Origin of the sequence: Rubripirellula reticaptiva, from assembly GCF_007860175.1 — a bacterium.
Lineage (GTDB): Bacteria > Planctomycetota > Planctomycetia > Pirellulales > Pirellulaceae > Rubripirellula > Rubripirellula reticaptiva.
In genome coordinates this window covers 396611-413351 of sequence record NZ_SJPX01000001.1, presented here as the reverse complement: position 1 = coordinate 413351, position 16741 = coordinate 396611, and the positions used below count along the sequence as shown (strand labels likewise).

At 55.6% G+C, this 16741-nt stretch carries 10 protein-coding genes; 5 read left to right on the top strand and 5 right to left on the bottom strand.

What is annotated here, in order from left to right; all coding sequences use genetic code 11:
- Positions 1 to 5: 5 nt before the first annotated feature.
- The 4 genes from Poly59_RS01460 to Poly59_RS01445 all read left to right on the top strand — a co-directional run bounded on the left by Poly59_RS01460 (position 6) and on the right by Poly59_RS01445 (position 5084).
- Complete coding sequence (locus Poly59_RS01460) at positions 6 to 968, top strand: MotA/TolQ/ExbB proton channel family protein (protein WP_246151295.1); 963 nt, start codon at positions 6 to 8, stop codon at positions 966 to 968.
- Positions 969 to 971: 3 nt separating this feature from the next.
- Positions 972 to 1394 carry an ExbD/TolR family protein gene (locus Poly59_RS01455; RefSeq protein ID WP_146532303.1) on the top strand — a complete coding sequence of 141 codons (423 nt, stop codon included), beginning with the start codon at positions 972 to 974 and terminating at the stop codon, positions 1392 to 1394.
- Positions 1391 to 4090: a prenyltransferase/squalene oxidase repeat-containing protein gene (locus Poly59_RS01450; protein ID WP_246151294.1), complete on the top strand. Its 2700-nt coding sequence runs from the start codon at positions 1391 to 1393 to the stop codon at positions 4088 to 4090. The genes Poly59_RS01455 and Poly59_RS01450 overlap by 4 nt, the downstream gene beginning before the upstream one ends.
- 73 nt (positions 4091 to 4163) lie before the next feature.
- Positions 4164 to 5084: a DNA cytosine methyltransferase gene (locus Poly59_RS01445; RefSeq protein ID WP_146532302.1), complete on the top strand. Its 921-nt coding sequence runs from the start codon at positions 4164 to 4166 to the stop codon at positions 5082 to 5084.
- 4 nt (positions 5085 to 5088) lie between these two features.
- Here Poly59_RS01445 and xylA read toward each other — a convergent pair whose 3' ends face one another.
- Both xylA and Poly59_RS01435 read right to left on the bottom strand, forming a co-directional pair.
- On the bottom strand, positions 5089 to 6408 hold the full coding sequence (gene xylA, locus Poly59_RS01440; RefSeq protein WP_146532301.1) for a xylose isomerase: 1320 nt from the start codon (positions 6406 to 6408) through the stop codon (positions 5089 to 5091).
- Positions 6409 to 6521: 113 nt separating this feature from the next.
- The gene (locus Poly59_RS01435) at positions 6522 to 7361 is read right to left on the bottom strand and encodes an SDR family NAD(P)-dependent oxidoreductase (RefSeq protein WP_146532300.1); all 840 of its coding nucleotides are present in this window, start codon (positions 7359 to 7361) and stop codon (positions 6522 to 6524) included.
- A gap of 142 nt (positions 7362 to 7503) precedes the next feature.
- Between Poly59_RS01435 and pyk the strand changes: the two genes are divergently transcribed.
- Positions 7504 to 8937, top strand: a complete 1434-nt coding sequence (pyk, locus tag Poly59_RS01430) for a pyruvate kinase (RefSeq protein WP_146532299.1) — start codon at positions 7504 to 7506, stop codon at positions 8935 to 8937.
- Here the strand turns inward: pyk and Poly59_RS01425 are convergent, their stop codons facing one another.
- From Poly59_RS01425 to Poly59_RS01415, 3 genes are all read right to left on the bottom strand, one after another.
- Positions 8938 to 9333, bottom strand: a complete 396-nt coding sequence (locus tag Poly59_RS01425) for a hypothetical protein (RefSeq protein ID WP_146532298.1) — start codon at positions 9331 to 9333, stop codon at positions 8938 to 8940. It abuts the gene before it with no gap.
- A gap of 112 nt (positions 9334 to 9445) precedes the next feature.
- Positions 9446 to 13645: a Calx-beta domain-containing protein gene (locus tag Poly59_RS01420; protein WP_146532297.1), complete on the bottom strand. Its 4200-nt coding sequence runs from the start codon at positions 13643 to 13645 to the stop codon at positions 9446 to 9448.
- Positions 13646 to 13859: 214 nt separating this feature from the next.
- Positions 13860 to 16493, bottom strand: a complete 2634-nt coding sequence (locus tag Poly59_RS01415) for a dockerin type I domain-containing protein (protein ID WP_146532296.1) — start codon at positions 16491 to 16493, stop codon at positions 13860 to 13862.
- Positions 16494 to 16741: the final 248 nt, after the last annotated feature.

The window sequence follows — 16741 nt, the reverse complement described above, 5'->3', positions numbered from 1 at the left end:
ACCCCATGAATGAGTCTATATCGATACGAAACCGGGTTTGGTGGTGTGCGTTGGTTGTTTGCGTGGCAGTCAGCATGCAAGCGATATTTGCAAGCCAGATGGCCGCTCAAGATTTCGATGGTCAAGTCGATGCATCGGAGATCGAGTCGATCATGAATGATCAGCCGGCTGAAGTGGCGTCCGAGGGAGCGGTCCCGTCCGGGATCGACTTGTTGACGCTGATTTCACGCGGTGGCGCATTCATGATTCCGATCGGGATCATGAGTTTCTTGGTGGTTGCCCTGGCCGTGGAGAGATTCGTCAGCTTGCGCCGTCGAAGAATCATTCCCAATCGACTTCGCAAGCGATTGGATGAAATGCTTGATCCGGCTGATCGGTTTGATCCGGCAGCCGCGTATCAAACCTGTCTAGACTTTCCGTCGCCGGCGGCGCGTGTCGTTCAGGCGATGTTGAAGCGGACGGGGCAACCGCTAGCGGATGTTGAGCGAGCTGCGATGGAAACGATCGAACGAGAGGCCGATTCACAGGCCTCGCCTATTCGCTGGTTGACGTTGGCCGCGGCCGCGACACCGTTAATGGGTTTGTTGGGAACGGTTTGGGGGATGATCGTGGCGTTTCACGAATCAACGACGCTGACAGCCGACCGAAGTCGCAGCGAGCAGTTGTCCGAAGGAATCTACACGGCGCTGGTCACGACGTTGGCAGGATTGATTGTTGCGATCCCAGCGGCAATGTTGGCGTTGTACTTGGAAAACCGTTTGATCAAGTTGTTTCATCGTGTCGAGCAGTTGGCGTTCGATGTGGCACCAGGGTTAGTTCGTTTTATGGGACGAAATCAATTGACCGCAGACGGTAAACTGAAAAAGTTTGATGGACAGACGGTCTCTTCAGCTTCCTCCACTTCGTTGCCGCCCACACCGCCGCCACGAACCAGTGGTAAGCCACGTGACGAAGCAAGAACGGGGTAGTTCATGGCTGTGCAAATCAAGCGATCATCCGTTGCCAGCACGCTTAGTCTGACGCCTCTTATTGATGTCGTATTTCTGTTGCTGATTTTCTTTTTGGTGACCAGCGAATTCGAGGACGAAGAAAGACGCTTGGACATCGTTTTGCCATCCGCGACCAGCGCGGTCCCGATGACAGCAAAGCCTCGCGAGGTCGTGGTTGATATTGATGCCGAAGGAACGGTTTACATCGGCGGTAAACCGACGTCGATTGATTTGTTGCAGTCTTTGTTGGAATCAGCGGTGGCTAACAATCCGACTAACCAAACGGTTGTGATCCGCGCCGATCGTGAGGCAACTTTTCAACCGGTCGTTAACGTGATGGACGTATGCAACCGAGCCGGAATCAGCGACTACAGCGTGACTACTCAAGAAGGACCGGGATCGTGACTCGGCACACTGGCACGACTGCAGATGAACGGTCGTCAAACGAACGTTTGTGGCCGCTGGATTTGTCGATCGCAGCGCTGGCTGGTCTTGTGCTGTATCTGGTCATAACTCAGCTTTCGTTTACCGATCCTCGCTGGCAATTCAATGCGACTACTTACGCCGTGGCGGTTCCCTTGGTGGCGCTAGTACTCGCGTATTTTGTTCGCGGCATCGTTTCGAACTATGTTCATAAGTCGCTGCAGTTGGGGTTTCTGTTCAGCGTGCTGGTTCACTTGTTGCTGCTGATGTTGGCCGTGAATGTGATCATCTTCAGTCGTTATTTCCCTGATGCCTTTACGGGCGTAAAACCTGAACGATCTCCGGTGCGACGAACGGTTCCTGAGTATTTGTTCAAGACGAGCGAAGAGCGAACCACTCAACCGGATTGGTCGAAGCTGGCCGAAGCCGAAACGACTTCGCCAGTGATGCCGATCGAGCAGCGTCAATTGCCACCGGTCGAGCATACAGCACCCGAGTTGGAGATGCCCAAGCTGCAGGATCCCATTAAACGACCGATCCAGAAGCACTTGATCAAGCGAGAGAAGCCGGTCGAATCGTTGCCTCAGCCGAGTGATTCGCCATCCAAGTTGGCGCGTCGAGTGGAGTCTAAGTCACCGTCGGTGGATGCGGCTGCGTCATCACCGGTTGCGCCCGAGGTTCCTGTGCAAGTGGACACCAAGCCTTTCATGGTGGAGCGGCAAGCTGATTCGCCATCGCGAGCGAAGGCGACCGCGATTGATCGGCAGTTGCCGCCGATGCAGCAGGCTGAGGAATCACCAATCCAGTCGCCGTCATTGGCTGGGGCGAGGCAACGCAGCGAGGCAGAACCGACGGTCGGTGATTCGGGTGTGACACGAAAGCGACGTGACCATTCGATTGCCAATCGGCCAAATCCGGTGGGTTCGGCGCCCGCCCCGCCAACCGTCGCCGTTGCCCGAATATCTGAAACGGCCGATCGAATGATTTCGCCAGTCGAGACTCCGATGTCTCGGCAAGGCAAAACATCGGGGGCTCAGTTGAGTCTTGGTGAGTCACCGTCTGCTGTTTCGCCATCTCCATCATCGCAGAAGTTCTCGGGCGAGCTCCGCTCGACGAGAGACTTGGCTGCTGCGGCTGGAGTTCCCGAGGTGGCGACGGGCTCGGCATTGCGGGCTCCGGGGCGAGCGAGACAGACAACCGCTGGTGCTGGGTTTTCGCCGGCTGGATTGCCGGATCCAAGTGGTATGCTGGCTGTGATCGCTGAAAGCATGGTTGAATCGCCAGGAGCCGAAGTCGACGACCGGCCTTCCTTTGCTGAGTCGACTCGGCGGCCAAGTTCGATGGACATAGCCAGGTCGACGTTCACGCCGTCGATGTCAGGTCCGACCTTTGATTTGCCCATTGATGATGGACCGATCGGTTTGGCGGACATCATCGGGCGTACCACTGGCGTTGTTCCATCGAACCAGCCGCCCCAAGTTGCATCGATTGACTTAACACCAGGAACTCGCCGTCGTTTGGATGTTGGCGGCCCCGTGACTCCGTTTGGTACTAAGATCGCAGCGGTCGAATCGTTCAGCCGCCGAGTTCAGCGAACACAAGGTGGCCAAATGGCGACGCCGGCGGGGATGGTCGGCCCAGCCACCGAAGAGGCAATCGAAAATGGTCTGGCGTACTTGGCCAGCACTCAAAACAAGGACGGCAGTTGGTCGTTGCAAGGTCACGGTTCAGACGTCGTTTTGCAGACTGATACAGCGGCAACGGGGCTCTGTTTATTGGCTTTTCAAGGCGCCGGGTACACGCACCGTGAACACCAGTATGCCGATACGGTCAGCCGCGGATTGAAGTTTTTGATTGATAATCAACGCACCAACGGTGACCTGTACCGAAGCGAAAATCCGCTGACGGATCTGAACGTTGCTTTTTACTCGCACGGTATAGCCTCGCTGGCAATGTGCGAAGCGTATGGAATGACAAAGGACGAAGAACTGCGACAGCCAGCCCAGCTATGTTTGAATTACATCGCTGGAACTCAGAATCGTTCGCTAGGCGGTTGGCGTTATGTGGCGCAGGTCAGCAGCGATACCAGCGTTACGGGTTGGATGATGATGGCGCTGAAGAGCGGCGAGTTGTCGGGGTTGGAGGTTTCTGAGTTAACTTACAAGCGTATCGATCGATGGTTGGACTTGGCGCAAAGCCCCGATCGAGACGACCGATATCGTTACAACCCAGAGGCCCCCGATACGCCGACCCAGCGGCACGGACGTTTTCCGACTCGCACCATGACGGCGGTCGGAATCTTGATGCGAATGTATTCAGGTTGGCGTCGAGATACCGATGCGATGCGCTCGGCGGCGGACTACTTGCTAGAGTATCCTCCGCAAATGGGAACGGCTCAGTCACCTCAACGCGACGCTTACTATTGGTATTATGCGACGCAGGTGATGTTTCACATGGGCGGCGACCATTGGAAACGTTGGAACGGATCCCTGACTCCAATTCTGCTTGAAAGCCAAGTCAGCGATGGGCCCGATGCTGGTAGTTGGGATCCGGTAGATCCGGTGCCGGATCGGTGGAGTGTTCATGCGGGGCGACTCTACGTGACGACGATGAATCTATTGAATCTGGAAGTCTATTATCGCCATTTGCCCATCTACGAAGAGACGGCGGAACCATAGCGGACGTCGCTTTCGCAATCGAATGCGAGCATTAGTCTTTTTGTGATGAGAGTTTGGAAACGGCTGTTGATCGATGAGCTTAATAGAATTGTTTTGCGGCATCGGCGGTGTCGCCGAAGCAGTGCGCGGACTTGATCTGGCGCCGCAACGAATCGACCTTGTGACTTCACGAGCGGTCGACATTGATCTTGATTGCGGCCGAGTGTACGAGCACAACTTTGGCAATGTTTTTGATTGCCAAACAATTGAGTCAATCGATTGGGATCGCGTGCGGTTTCACAAAGAAGAACCTGAGTTGTGGTGGTTATCGCCGCCGTGCCAGCCCTATTGCCGGCGAGGCCGCGGTCGCTGGGACGATGATCCTCGCTGCCGGGCAATCTTGTCGTTGATCGATTGGTTGGCGAGGCGGCCAACTGGTTTGCCGGACTATCTGGGGCTCGAGAATGTTCCCGAGTTTGCTTCGGCGTCGCACCGCGATCGTTTGGTGGATGGTCTTGAAGCTGTGGGTTTCAACATCGCCGAAATCGTGAGTTGTCCGACATCGTTTGGGATTCCCAATCGGCGCCGGCGGTATTACTTGCTGGCGTCTCACCAGTCCGCTGTCTCGATCGAGATGCCACAGGATTCACCACAGAAGTTTGCCATTGCAGACGTATTGGAAACCGTTCCAGATGATGCATCGGAGTTGTGGATGGATTCGCAGTCGGTCGCCCAGTACGCTAGTGCCATGGACGTCGTTGACGCGGACGACCGAATGGCAGTGACGGCGTGTTTTGCCAGCGGGTACGGCAAGTCGATCATTCGTAGCGGATCGTACTTGCGTCAAAGCGGACGGTTGCGACGGTTTTCGCCATTGGAAGTCTCGCGGCTGATGGGATTCTCGGCCGCGTTTACGTTTCCGCCTGGCTATTCGTATCGCAAGCAGTGGAAGATGCTTGGAAATAGCCTTTCGATTCCAGTCGTTCAGACGCTGCTAAACGGACTGGTGCGTTGATGCTTTAGACGCGGTCAACGTACTTGTTGACCAGGTTCTCGAGCATTTCTTGGCGTCCGCTGACGTTGGTTGCCGCGTCGCCTTTTTCCAACATGTAGGCTTCCAGTTCGGCAAATCCGACGGACCCAGATTCGATCTTGGCACCGATGCCTTCGTCAAACGATGCGTATCGTTTCGCGACGAATCCGCATAATGCTTTGTCGGCACGGATTGCGGCGGCAATTTTTAGTCCCTTGGCGTAGGCGTCCATGCTACCGATGTGGGCATAGAACAAGTCAATCGGTTCAAAGGATTCGCGGCGAACTTTGGCGTCGAAGTTCACGCCACCGCTGCCCAAGCCACCGTGCTTGAGGATGTAGTACATCGTTTGTGTGGTTAGGTAATAGTCGGTGCCGAATTGGTCCGTATCCCAGCCCAACAACATGTCGCCGGTGTTGGCATCGATGCTGCCCAGTGCGTTTTGAATGCCTGCATAGTCGATCTCATGCATCATCGTGTGACCGGCAAGGGTGGCGTGGTTAGTTTCAAGGTTTAGCTTGAAGTGGTCTTCCAGGCCGTACGATCGAAGGAAGTTCATGCACGCAGCAGCATCGCTATCATATTGGTGCTTGGTGGGTTCTTTGGGTTTTGGTTCGATTAGGAATTGGCCTGTGAAGCCGATCTTCTTGGCATAGTCGACCGCCATGTGGAAGAACTTGCCCAGGTGGTCCAGTTCTCGCTTCATGTCGGTGTTGTAAAGGTTCTGGTATCCTTCGCGGCCGCCCCAGAACACGTAGTTTTCACCGCCCAGTCGATGCGTGACTTCCATCGCTTTCTTGACTTGTGCAGCCGCATAGGCGAATACGTCTGCGTTGCAGGTCGTTGCTGCACCGTGCATGAAACGCGGGTTGCTGAACATGTTCGCAGTGCCCCACAGCAGTTTGACGCCGCTGCGCTTCTGTTCTTCTTCGAGTACGTCGGCGACGGCATCGAAAATCTTATTCGATTCAGCCAGCGACGATCCTTCGGGGGCGACGTCGCGATCGTGGAAGGCGTAATAGGGGGCCTGCAGCTTTTCAAACAATTCGAAAGCCACGCGAGCTCGGTTCTGTGCGTTTTCGACCGAATCGCTACCGTCGTCCCAGGGGCGAACGGCCGTTCCCGGACCAAACGGATCAGCCCCTGTGCCACGGAACGTATGCCAGTAGACGATGGAGAAACGCAGGTGTTCCTTCATCGTCTTGCCTTCGACCAGTTCGTCAGGGTTGTACCAACGAAAAGCAAGCGGATTGTCGCTCTGAGGGCCTTCGTACTTGATAGTTGGAATGTCTGCGAAGGCACTCATTGGGCGTGTCCGTTTGGGGGTGTGATGATGACGAATGTCGGGAAATACGCCCTTCATTATCAGTATGCGACAGTCAGCCGACAAGCGGGCGTGGCGTATCACAGCGGCATCCATTAGGGTTGCTTGGATGACGTGAACTTTAGCAATAGCCAGTCACCGATTCGGGGCATTGCATGGCCGATTGCGATCAGAGGACGCAGATATCCAGGCAGGACCACGTCGGGTGATCGGCGGTGGATGCATCGCACCACAGCGTCGGCGACAAGTTCAGGCGGTAACCCTTTTAGCCTCGCACCGCCGCCGGGCTTGGCCGCCTGTTCGGGCAGACCAGGGTCGAGATTCTGTTCGTAACGGGTTCCTGCATCGTCGCGACGGATGGGGCCGGGGCTGACCAGAGCGACATGAACGCCACGCGGTTTCAATTCCAGTCGCATCTGGGCCGTCAAACCCGCCAACGCGTGTTTTGCTATGGCGTAGCCACCGATGTAACGGGCGCCAACTTTTGAAGCCAGAGAACCAATATTGACAATCACTCCGCCTGTTTTTTCCAGCGGTGCAATGGCGGCTTGGCTGCATAGAAGCACCGAAACCACGTTTTGGGTGATCAGTTGTTCCAGTCGCGAGACCGATAAATTCTCGATCAATCCGCGATCACTGGCACCGACAGTGTTGACCAACACGTCCAGTCTGGGGAACTGATGGGCCATCGATGCGAACAGTTCGCCAACGCTTTGGGGGTCGGTTACATCCGCTAAATGGCCAGTTACCGACCCATTTGTTAAGGTTTTGCTTGGTGAAGATTCGATTTGACGACGTGCAATTTCTAGTCTTTCGGCATCGCGTCCGACGATCACCACGCGGTATCCTTTCCGCACCAGTGCCGACGCGATATGCAAGCCCAAGCCCGCAGTTGATCCGGTGACGAGGGCGACGGGAGATTGATCGAGTTCCATCAAGGGTCGTTGTGCTGGGGATGATCACAAAAGGCAGGGCAGGGGAGGGCAGTGCGATGGGGCCAAGTGTAGCCGCCATCGCAGAATCAATCCAACCTGCTGCGTTTATTAGAAACTCTCCTTTTCAACAGAGAAGATCGGTATGCCTCGACCAAGACTCAGTACAGCGCGCACAAAGATCGTCGCGACGGTCGGCCCCGCCTGCAGCAGCGTCGAGCAGTTGGCGTCGTTGATTGACGCAGGCGTCGACGTCTTTCGCATCAATACTGCGCACGGCAGCCGAGAAGAACATGTCGGCGTGTTGGCAAAAATTCGCGAAGCGTCGGATCAAGTTGGTTATCAGGTTGCAGTGCTGTTGGATTTGGCGGGCCCCAAGATTCGATTGGGAACTTTGTTAACCGATCCAATGGAATGTCCGCTCGATGCCAAGTTCCGTTTGATCCGCGGCGATGTTAGCGGGGCGCCAGATGAATTGACCTGTTCGTACGAGACGTTGATCGATGAACTGCAACCTGGTGACCAAGTGATGTTGGCCGACGGGGCGGTGACGTTAAGAGTCGAAGTCGTATCGGCGGACAGTGCTGAGTGCGTGGTCGTTGCCGAAGGTTCGATTCGCAGTCGCCAAGGGATCAACTTGCCGGGCGTGAAATTGTCTGTGTCGGCGATGTTGCCACGAGACATCGACAACGCGATTTGGGCGGCGCAGTGCGGTATCGACTTGGTAAGCTTGTCGTTTGTTCGGTCTGCCGAAGACGTTTTAGGTTTGAAGCGGTTGCTTGCCGAGCATGGTTCGCAGGCGTTGGTGATTGCGAAAATTGAAAAACCAGAAGCGCTTGATCACTTGGAATCGATTGTCGAAGCCACCGACGGCGTGATGGTTGCCCGTGGTGACTTGGGCGTTGAAATCGATGTTGCCGAGACGCCGGTTGCGCAGAAGCGAATCATTCGAGTTTGCAAACAGAAGGTAAAGCCCGTCATCGTTGCGACTCAGATGTTGGAGTCGATGCATCATTCATCGCGTCCGACGCGAGCCGAAGTCAGTGACGTTGCCAACGCGATTCTTGACGGTGCCGATGCGTGCATGTTGAGCGGCGAAACGGCGATCGGTGAATATCCGTTGGAATCTGTTCGGATGATGGGTCGCATCATGCAAGCAACGGAACGAGATTGGAAAAGAAGCGGTGCAAATAGCATCGCTTGCAATCACCGGGTGCATCCGATCACCACGGCGGTGACGGCCGCGGCGACCGAGGTTGCTGAGTCGATTTCTGCGAAGTTGATCGTGATCGCAACACGCAGCGGCAATACCGCTTGGGTTGGCAGTCAAAGCCGAAGTTTGATCCCGACACTGGGCGTCTCGAACTCAATCGAGACGCTTCGCCGGATGAATTTGTTGTGGGGCATCAAACCGTTCTACGTCGAAAAGATGGACGACACGTCTGGTTTGATTGACAAGATCTGTCAGTGGGCGCGAGATAATGGTGGTTTGAAGCGAGGTGACCATATCGTCTTTGTGACCGGGACAGGCGTGTTCAAAAAGGCGCACAATCTCGTCGTCGTTCACACGGTGCCTTGATCAAGACGGATCGTCGATCGCAATCGTAACCGCACCGGACAATCGCGGTTCCGAATGCTGGGTAGAGAGAAGCGTGATCACCAAAGTGTTGCTCGGTCGCAGTATCTCGGTGATGTCGATTTCAGTCTTTGCGCCAACAAAATTTTCAGTGGCCACTTCTTCACCGATTTGAATACTGGCTAGGTCGCCATCCCAGGCTTCGACCCGCAAGTAGACTCTCGCATTGGCTCCGAGCCCGGTTGGCGAATTGAAGTTGCGTTCATAGCGAGTCGATTGGCCAACCCGCAGGGACTCTAGCGGAACCGATTCATTGACGGGTTCAGGTACATCGATCTGAATGGCGATCCCGTCAGGACCAACTTTTCGCCAAGGTTTCCGTAGTCGGATGACATGCATCGCAAGGTCGTTATTCAGAGTCTTAAGCGATTGTGAGTATCTAAAACAAAAACCCCAAGTGTTTGAACACTTGGGGTCGCTGTTTTATCAAATTTACTCGAACGAGTGAGTCTTAGAGGCTGGCCATCAGACGATCGATGGCGTTTTGGTAGTTCGAGAACTCTTCGTTGATCAACTCATCGGTCGTACTTGAGAAGTTGAAGTCTTCCATTCCACCGAAGAACTGAACGCCACGGCCATCGGCGGTGACCACAAAGTAGTCGGAACTCAGTACTGCGATCGATGGCGATGTCGCATTCTCGCCAACGATGATCAACAGAGCTGAATCGCCTGAATCCGATAGCACGAACTGAGCTGCTTCGACGCCGTCGAAGCCCGCACCCGCGATCAGGAAGTCTTGTCGGCCCGATTCGTCTAGCGAAACCAACCCGCCTTCGCGTCCACCATCGCTGATGGTGCTGATGGTCTGGTGAGTTCGCAGGTAGCTGGATGCCAGGATGTCGGTGGTTTCGATCGCCGATCCCTGGGTTCCACGAATTGTCATGCTTGGGCCGGTAACAGGAGCCGATCCCGTAGCAGGAACTGTGACGGTCGCCGACGTTGGGCCGATCGGAATCAGTGTTTCCGGCAGGTTGTAAGAGATCGTGTAAGTGCCAGGTGCAACGTTTAGGAACTCGTAGCCACCGTTGAGTCCAGTGCTAACTGCCGCGACGGTCGAACCGGTCGAATCAATCAATGTGACCGCGATACCGGCAAAGCCCGTTTCATTCGCGTCTTGAACACCATTTCGAATCGGTGCCGCACCGTTGAGCCATGCGTTGAGATTCGAAATCTCGTCCATGAACACCGAGCCATTGACGCTTGCACGTACTGGTTGGTTGACAGTCACGTTGACCGTTCCAGTGTCTGTTGCACCCTCCGAGTCTTGGATCGTGTAACTGATCGTCGTGCTGGTCACGCCGGCGTTCGGAGTGAAATTCAACGTGCCATCCGTGTTGATCGATACTGAACCGCCCGTTGACGATGCAGCGGTGACGGTCAACTGTTGTGGCTCGCTTGCCGGTCCCGCGGTGTCATTGGTCAGGACCGTGATGGTCGTGGTTGCACCAGCGAGTACGGTCGCAGTGTCCGTGTTCGCGGTTGGCGGAACGTTGACAACAGGGTCATCGTTGTCAACGATCGTTGCCGTTGATGTGACGGCCGTTCCAAGGGTTGCACCACCGGTCGGACTTGACAGCGTGACAGTGAACGTTTCGTTCGATTCGTCGGCTGTGTCATTGATGATCGCAACAGTGATTGTCTTGGACGTTTCGCCGTTAGCGAAGGTCAGCGTGCCACTGTTGGCGGTGTAATCGGATCCAGCAGTCGCTGTTCCGTTTGCGGTTGCGTAGGCAACGGTGACCGTGCCATCGCTGCCGGTGGCACGGGTGACCGTGAAGGTTGCCGTTCCGGCTGCTTCGCCGACTGAAACTGTTGCTGGCGAGATCGACAGTACGCCTGGGATTGGTGTGACGACGTCATCGTCGGTAATCGTCGCGGTCGAAACCGTGGTCGTTCCGAGTGTTGCACCGCCGGTTGGGCTGGACAACGTGACGGTAAAGGTCTCGTTCGATTCATCCGCTGTGTCGTTGATGATGGCAACGGTGATGGTTTTGGATGTTTCACCGGCTGCGAAAGTCAACGTTCCGCTGTTTGCGGCGTAGTCGGATCCGGCAGTTGCCGTTCCGTTTGCGGTTGCGTAGGCAACGGTGACCACACCATCGCTGCCGGTGGCTCGCGTGACGGTGAAGGTTGCCGTTCCGGCAGCTTCACCGACTGAAACCGTAGCTGGCGAGATCGACAGGACGCCAGGAATCGGAGTCACGGTGTCGTTGTCAACGATCGTTGCGGTGGAAACCGTGGTGGTTCCGAGGGTTGCACCACCGGTCGTGTTGCTAAGCGTGACCGTGAAGGTCTCGTTTGATTCCTCAACCGTGTCGTTCAGAATTGCAACACTGATGGTCTTGGATGTTTCACCATCGGCAAAGCTGACCGTGCCATTGTTGGCGGTGTAGTCCGAACCGGCTGTGGCCGTGCCGTTGGCGGTTGTGTATCCAACCGTGACGGCTCCGTCACTGCCACCGGTACGCGTGACCGTGAAGGTCGCGTTACCAGCTGCTTCGCCGACCGATACCGTTGCTGGCGAAATCGACAGCACGCCTGGGATCGGAGTCACGGTGTCGTTGTCAACGATTGTTGCGGTTGAAACCGTGGTGGTTCCAAGCGTTGCACCACCGGTGGCGTTGCTAAGCGTGACTGTAAAGGTTTCGTCGGATTCATCGGCTGCGTCGTCAGTGATCGCAACGGTGATGGTCTTGGATGTTTCGCCGTCGGCGAAGGTCAGCGTGCCGGTGTTGGCGGTGTAGTCGGATCCGGCAGTTGCCGTTCCGTTGGCAGTTGCGTAGTCAACGGTGACAGCACCATCACTGCCGGTGGCTCGTGTGACGGTAAAGGTTGCCGTACCAGCGGCTTCGCCGACCGAAACGGTCGCAGGTGAAATCGACAGAACACCGGGAACTGGTGTGACGGCATCGTTGGCGGCAATCGTCGCAGTCGATGTCACAGCCGTACCAAGAGTTGCTCCGCCCGTGGGAGCGCTGATCGTCAGCGTGAATGTTTCGGCTGCTTCAGGATCGGCGTCATCCAGAATTGGAACGGTGACTGTCTTGGACGTTTCACCATCAGCAAAGCTCAGGACGCCGCTCGTAGCGGTGTAGTCCGAACCGGCCGTCGCTGTGCCGTCGGCGGTTGCATAAGCGACGGTGACTGCGCCATCGCTGCCGCTCGCACGTGTAACCGTGAAGGTCGCGTTGCCCGCGTCTTCATTGACCGAAACGGTAGCTGGCGAAACCGACAGTACACCGGGTGCGACGGTGACAGTGCCCGCATTGATGATCAGCTGGGCGGTGCCGTTGTTATTGGTGTCGGTGTTTTGGATCAGAACCAAGTCTTGCGGAACAAAGTCGTCGCGACCGAACAGTAGCGTTGCTTCACGATCTTCGCCCGGCGTCAGTTGCAAACGTAGGCCTTGGATGGGACGGTTGATGAAGACACGGACGCTGTAAGCGTCGAACGGTTCAATGAAGTTGCCGTCGTCCGTCACGTCGGGAATACCACCACCTTGCAATGGCACTTGGCTAGCCAGACCCCCGATGTCCGTGAAGCCGATTGCAGGATCAAACTGGCCGCGATTCAAAGACGAATAGTACTCTTCGTTGTCGTTGAATGTGCGGCTGAACGCATTGATGTTGAATTGAACCGCGGCGCTGTTCGGTGTGACGCCATCAGCCAGGAACGGAGCGAACTCTTGGGTTTGCGTGGCAATCGTGTCAGCCGCGTTAGTTTCATTGACATCGACCGCAATGTTTGGCAAGTTCACGTTGCCGTATTGGTCGCCCACAAAGTGAACTTGGAAACCCAAGTCATTGTTGTCAAAGCTAAGTGGCGTGACTGTGAATTCGTCAGCGGTGTAGCCGAACGCTAGTAATGCGTTCGAAATCTCACCACGTGAGTTGTTGCCAAAATCATTGATTGACGAAACGTAGCTCGTCACCGCGCCTGCCTCGGCGCCCGGTGGCAGAGTCGGAATCGTAAACGTGACGCTGTCCGAACCGACCGACAGGATATCTTCGCTGATGATCAGTCGCTGAGTCTCGGTCAAAACAGGCGAGATCGCGCCGGTGACGACATTGCCATCAGCATCGAAAGTTTCGATGTCGGTGAACAATTGGAAAGCGCCCAACCGGCTGCTGAATGTTCGCAGATCGTCATAGCTGACTTCTAGGTCGAAGTATTCGCCCACGTCGACCGAAATCGCGCCGGATGCGTCTGGTGTAATCGCGGCGTCGCTCGTCGTACGAGCGTTCAGCATGATCTCGATCAACTCCCCAACTTCTTCGCCGCGGCCAAGAGCATTGATGACCGAAAGTGCGTCGGCGGCAGTGACTTGGTTGTCAGCATTGACGTCGTAAAACATTCGCGGGGCGCTCGCGTCGATCGCCTCGGCCTCACCGCTGTTTTGACGTCCAAGCTGGTTAATGATCGCCAAAGCGTCACGCGACGTGATCTGTTGATCGTCGTTGACGTCGTAGCCGTTCCAGTAGTTGTGCTGGGAAGCCAGGATGTCGCCCGCGAGCAATTCGCGTTTTTCCAGAAGTTCATTGCTCAAACGGCGCTGGGTAGCGTCCATTCGGCGAGGCTTCTCGGAGCGTCGGGGCCGCTTTGTGTTGGAAAGCAATCCGGAGCGGCTAAGCAAATGACGCAGACTTTTCATCTGTTTTCTCGGGAAGATGCAGTGGAATCGTGGGGAATTCGAGACCGACTCGGTGTCGGACCGTGGTGGCTGTGCCGTTTAAAGGGCCCAGGGTAATTCAGCGAGGGACGGAATGTGTCCGAAAAAAGCGATTAGTGGACCCATCTTACCTGAGCCTCCCCGTTTATCAATAAACAGTTTGGATTCTTCGTCAACGTAGATCCTTGGTGAGGCCTTAGACCAACAAAATGCGGAAAGGTTCCGGCAAATTCGCGTCAATCCCGATAAACAATTCTGTCGTTAATTCCGCCACGGTATCACCAGAGCCCCAATCCAGACCCGTAGAAACGTCTGAAACAGTGTTTGCCATGGTAGTCACGGAATTTTTCTGGTCGTTAGATGATGATGAAAGCTTCATCAGATCCAACGGCCGAGAAGTGCTTTCTGTGGTATCGGTCGGAAACCGCACCACTCTTTCAACAACGGCGACACCACCGTCAAAGTTGAACATGGACGTAGCTTTGGCAAGATTTTCCGATTGCTGGACCGTTAAAAGCCAGCTAGACCGCGTAGTGTCGACGGATTCACGCTCGGAGCCGACAATCACCGTTTCCGCGGTCATCGATGTCTGACTGGTCATCTCTGTCTGACTGACAAACTGCTCGCCGTCCCCAGAATTACGGTTACGGCTGATCGCATTGATCACCAGCAACGCGTCCAGGGCGGAAACCGTGCCGTCGTTGTTGACGTCGACGTCAAATCCCTCTAGGTCGCCAGCTGATAGTGTTCGTGGACCGCTGCGGGTCAGGTCGTTGATGATCACCAACGCGTCCCGAGCGGTAACCTCGCCATCCTGGTTGGCATCTTCGGCTAACGCAGTGTTGTGCCGGGGACTGTCGGTGCGAACGGCGGCGGCACTAATGAAATCGCTCTTACCACCGACAACGGAAATCTCAATCGGATCGGTAAACGCGTGAATCGGAGAGAAAGACAACAATTCAACGATGTATCCACCGTTCGGTAAATCGGCCAAGCGAAACGCGCCGGATTGGTCGGTGACAATATTGCCGTGAACGCCAAAGTCAATCGAATCCACCGCGACTGAACTGCCCGCATGACCAAAGATTCGGATGCTGGCGATCGCGCCGGTTGCATGACGCAGCGTCACGATGGTGGATTCGTTGACACCGATGGCCGACGTGGTTTGACGAGCAACCAAGTCGCCAGCCGCGTTGTAAGCTTCGACTCGTCCGTAATTGACATCGTCGAGACCGACGACCGACACATGAACCTCGCCGACAGGTTCGTCAAAGGTCGCTGTTAACGCGACTTTGGATGACCATCGCGACGTCCATTCGGATCGTTGCAAGTCGAACGACTCGAACACGATTCGGTCCGTATCCACAAGCGTATGCGATGCTACCTGTGTGTCGGAAACCAGTCCATCGGCGGCTAACTTGATGCCGATCGTTTCTGCATCATCGATTTCTCCTTCGGCAAAATCAGCGGCCACAGCCGACCCGGTGAACAACGGCGAACCGTCGGCTCGGGACACGGTCACGGAGGTCAGCGACAGCGAAATTTCTGAATCGCTTTTGGATCCGTCTCCGTTTTCGTCGTAAAACGCGACTCCCGATATGCTCGCCGCCGAAACGGCCGCGACCGCGGCATTGCCGGTGATGGTCTCGCTTGTGACGCCCGTTGCCGTATCGACGGCTCGGAACTGGATGCTCGTGAACTGACTTTCAATCACGAAAGAAACATCGAACGAAGCTGATTGAGCGTTGGGGCTAGCGGCGGCGACCCAGGGCCCGTCGTCGAGTTGGTATTGCAGTTCACTGATTTTGGCTAGCGAAATGTCGCTCTGGGTGCCGGACGAATTCTGGTTGCGAAGCGGCGTGACGGACGCTTCGCCGGTGAAGTGATAGGTCGACGATTCACTGTCGAAATAGCCGACACCGTCGAGCTGAAGCGGTACATCAAAGATGTCGAAAATTCCATCGCCGTCGCTGTCTTGCCAGCCAACCATGGCCAGCGTCGAGGCGGGGCTCGTGTGAGCTTCGTAGGCTGCGGTCAGGGGAACGCCACCCCGCATGATGCTGATATCTTGGCTGAAACCCGGTGTCGGATTATCCGCCGCGTTTAGGTTTTGAGTGTTGTAATAACCTCGTTGGTCGGTCCACGATCCACCGCCAAAGTATTCATCGCGAGCCCAGAAAATGTGTCCCATCTCGTGCGTGATCGTTGATGCTGGGCGTGTCGACGGTGTGACCATGAACAGACCACCGGCGTACGCGAACGCGGCCGAAAAACTGCCGCCCGAAGCAAACAGCCCATCCGGGTCGTCCGATGAATCAGCCACAAAAATCGTGAACGCCCAGTCGGTGCCGTTTTTGATTCTTTGATCGTGGTTGAACCGCTGGACGGCTTCTTCGATTGATCGAGCGTCGCCGTAACCTAACCGGGTGACAAAGTCGCCGATGTAGTCGTTGATCGCACTGGTGTTTAGGTCGATCGGTTCGTAAGGCGTTTCGAACGGTGTCCGGGCATACGTTTCGTCGATCACAAAGTCCAATGTATGAACCGTATCGAGCGTATCCAGCGTGTCGGACCACCAATTCACCCCGACACCGACCTTTGCGATCATCGCGTCGATTTCCTCGGGCGTCCAGTCTTGCGACTCGGTATCGATCTGTCCGTTACTTTCCAGAAATACCGGCGTAACGGTCACCGTTCCAAGCAAGAACTCGCCGGTGTCCTTCGGTGTCACACCGAATGAGTCCGCCGCCATCAATTGACGAGACTCGAGTCGCTGAACTTGAAGCTTTCGCTCACGTTTGCGTCGGTGAAAAGGCAACCGTCTCGGCATTGCGTGTTTCTGTCCGAGGAATTCGAAGGATGAGTGGCGGGCGATCGCCAGATGCGTTATCGGATCAAAAGGTTTGCATCATGCGTTAGACGCAAGCCAATCGGAACTGTCCCCGTTAACTGCGCAGTTTTCAGATTATTTCGGATTGGGCGTCTCGCTCGATCTTCTATCATCGTCGGGCTACAAAAAAACGTGAGCGCACATGCGTTCACGTTCTTTGTGAGCCAAGTTCTGGTTTGGCTCGCGTT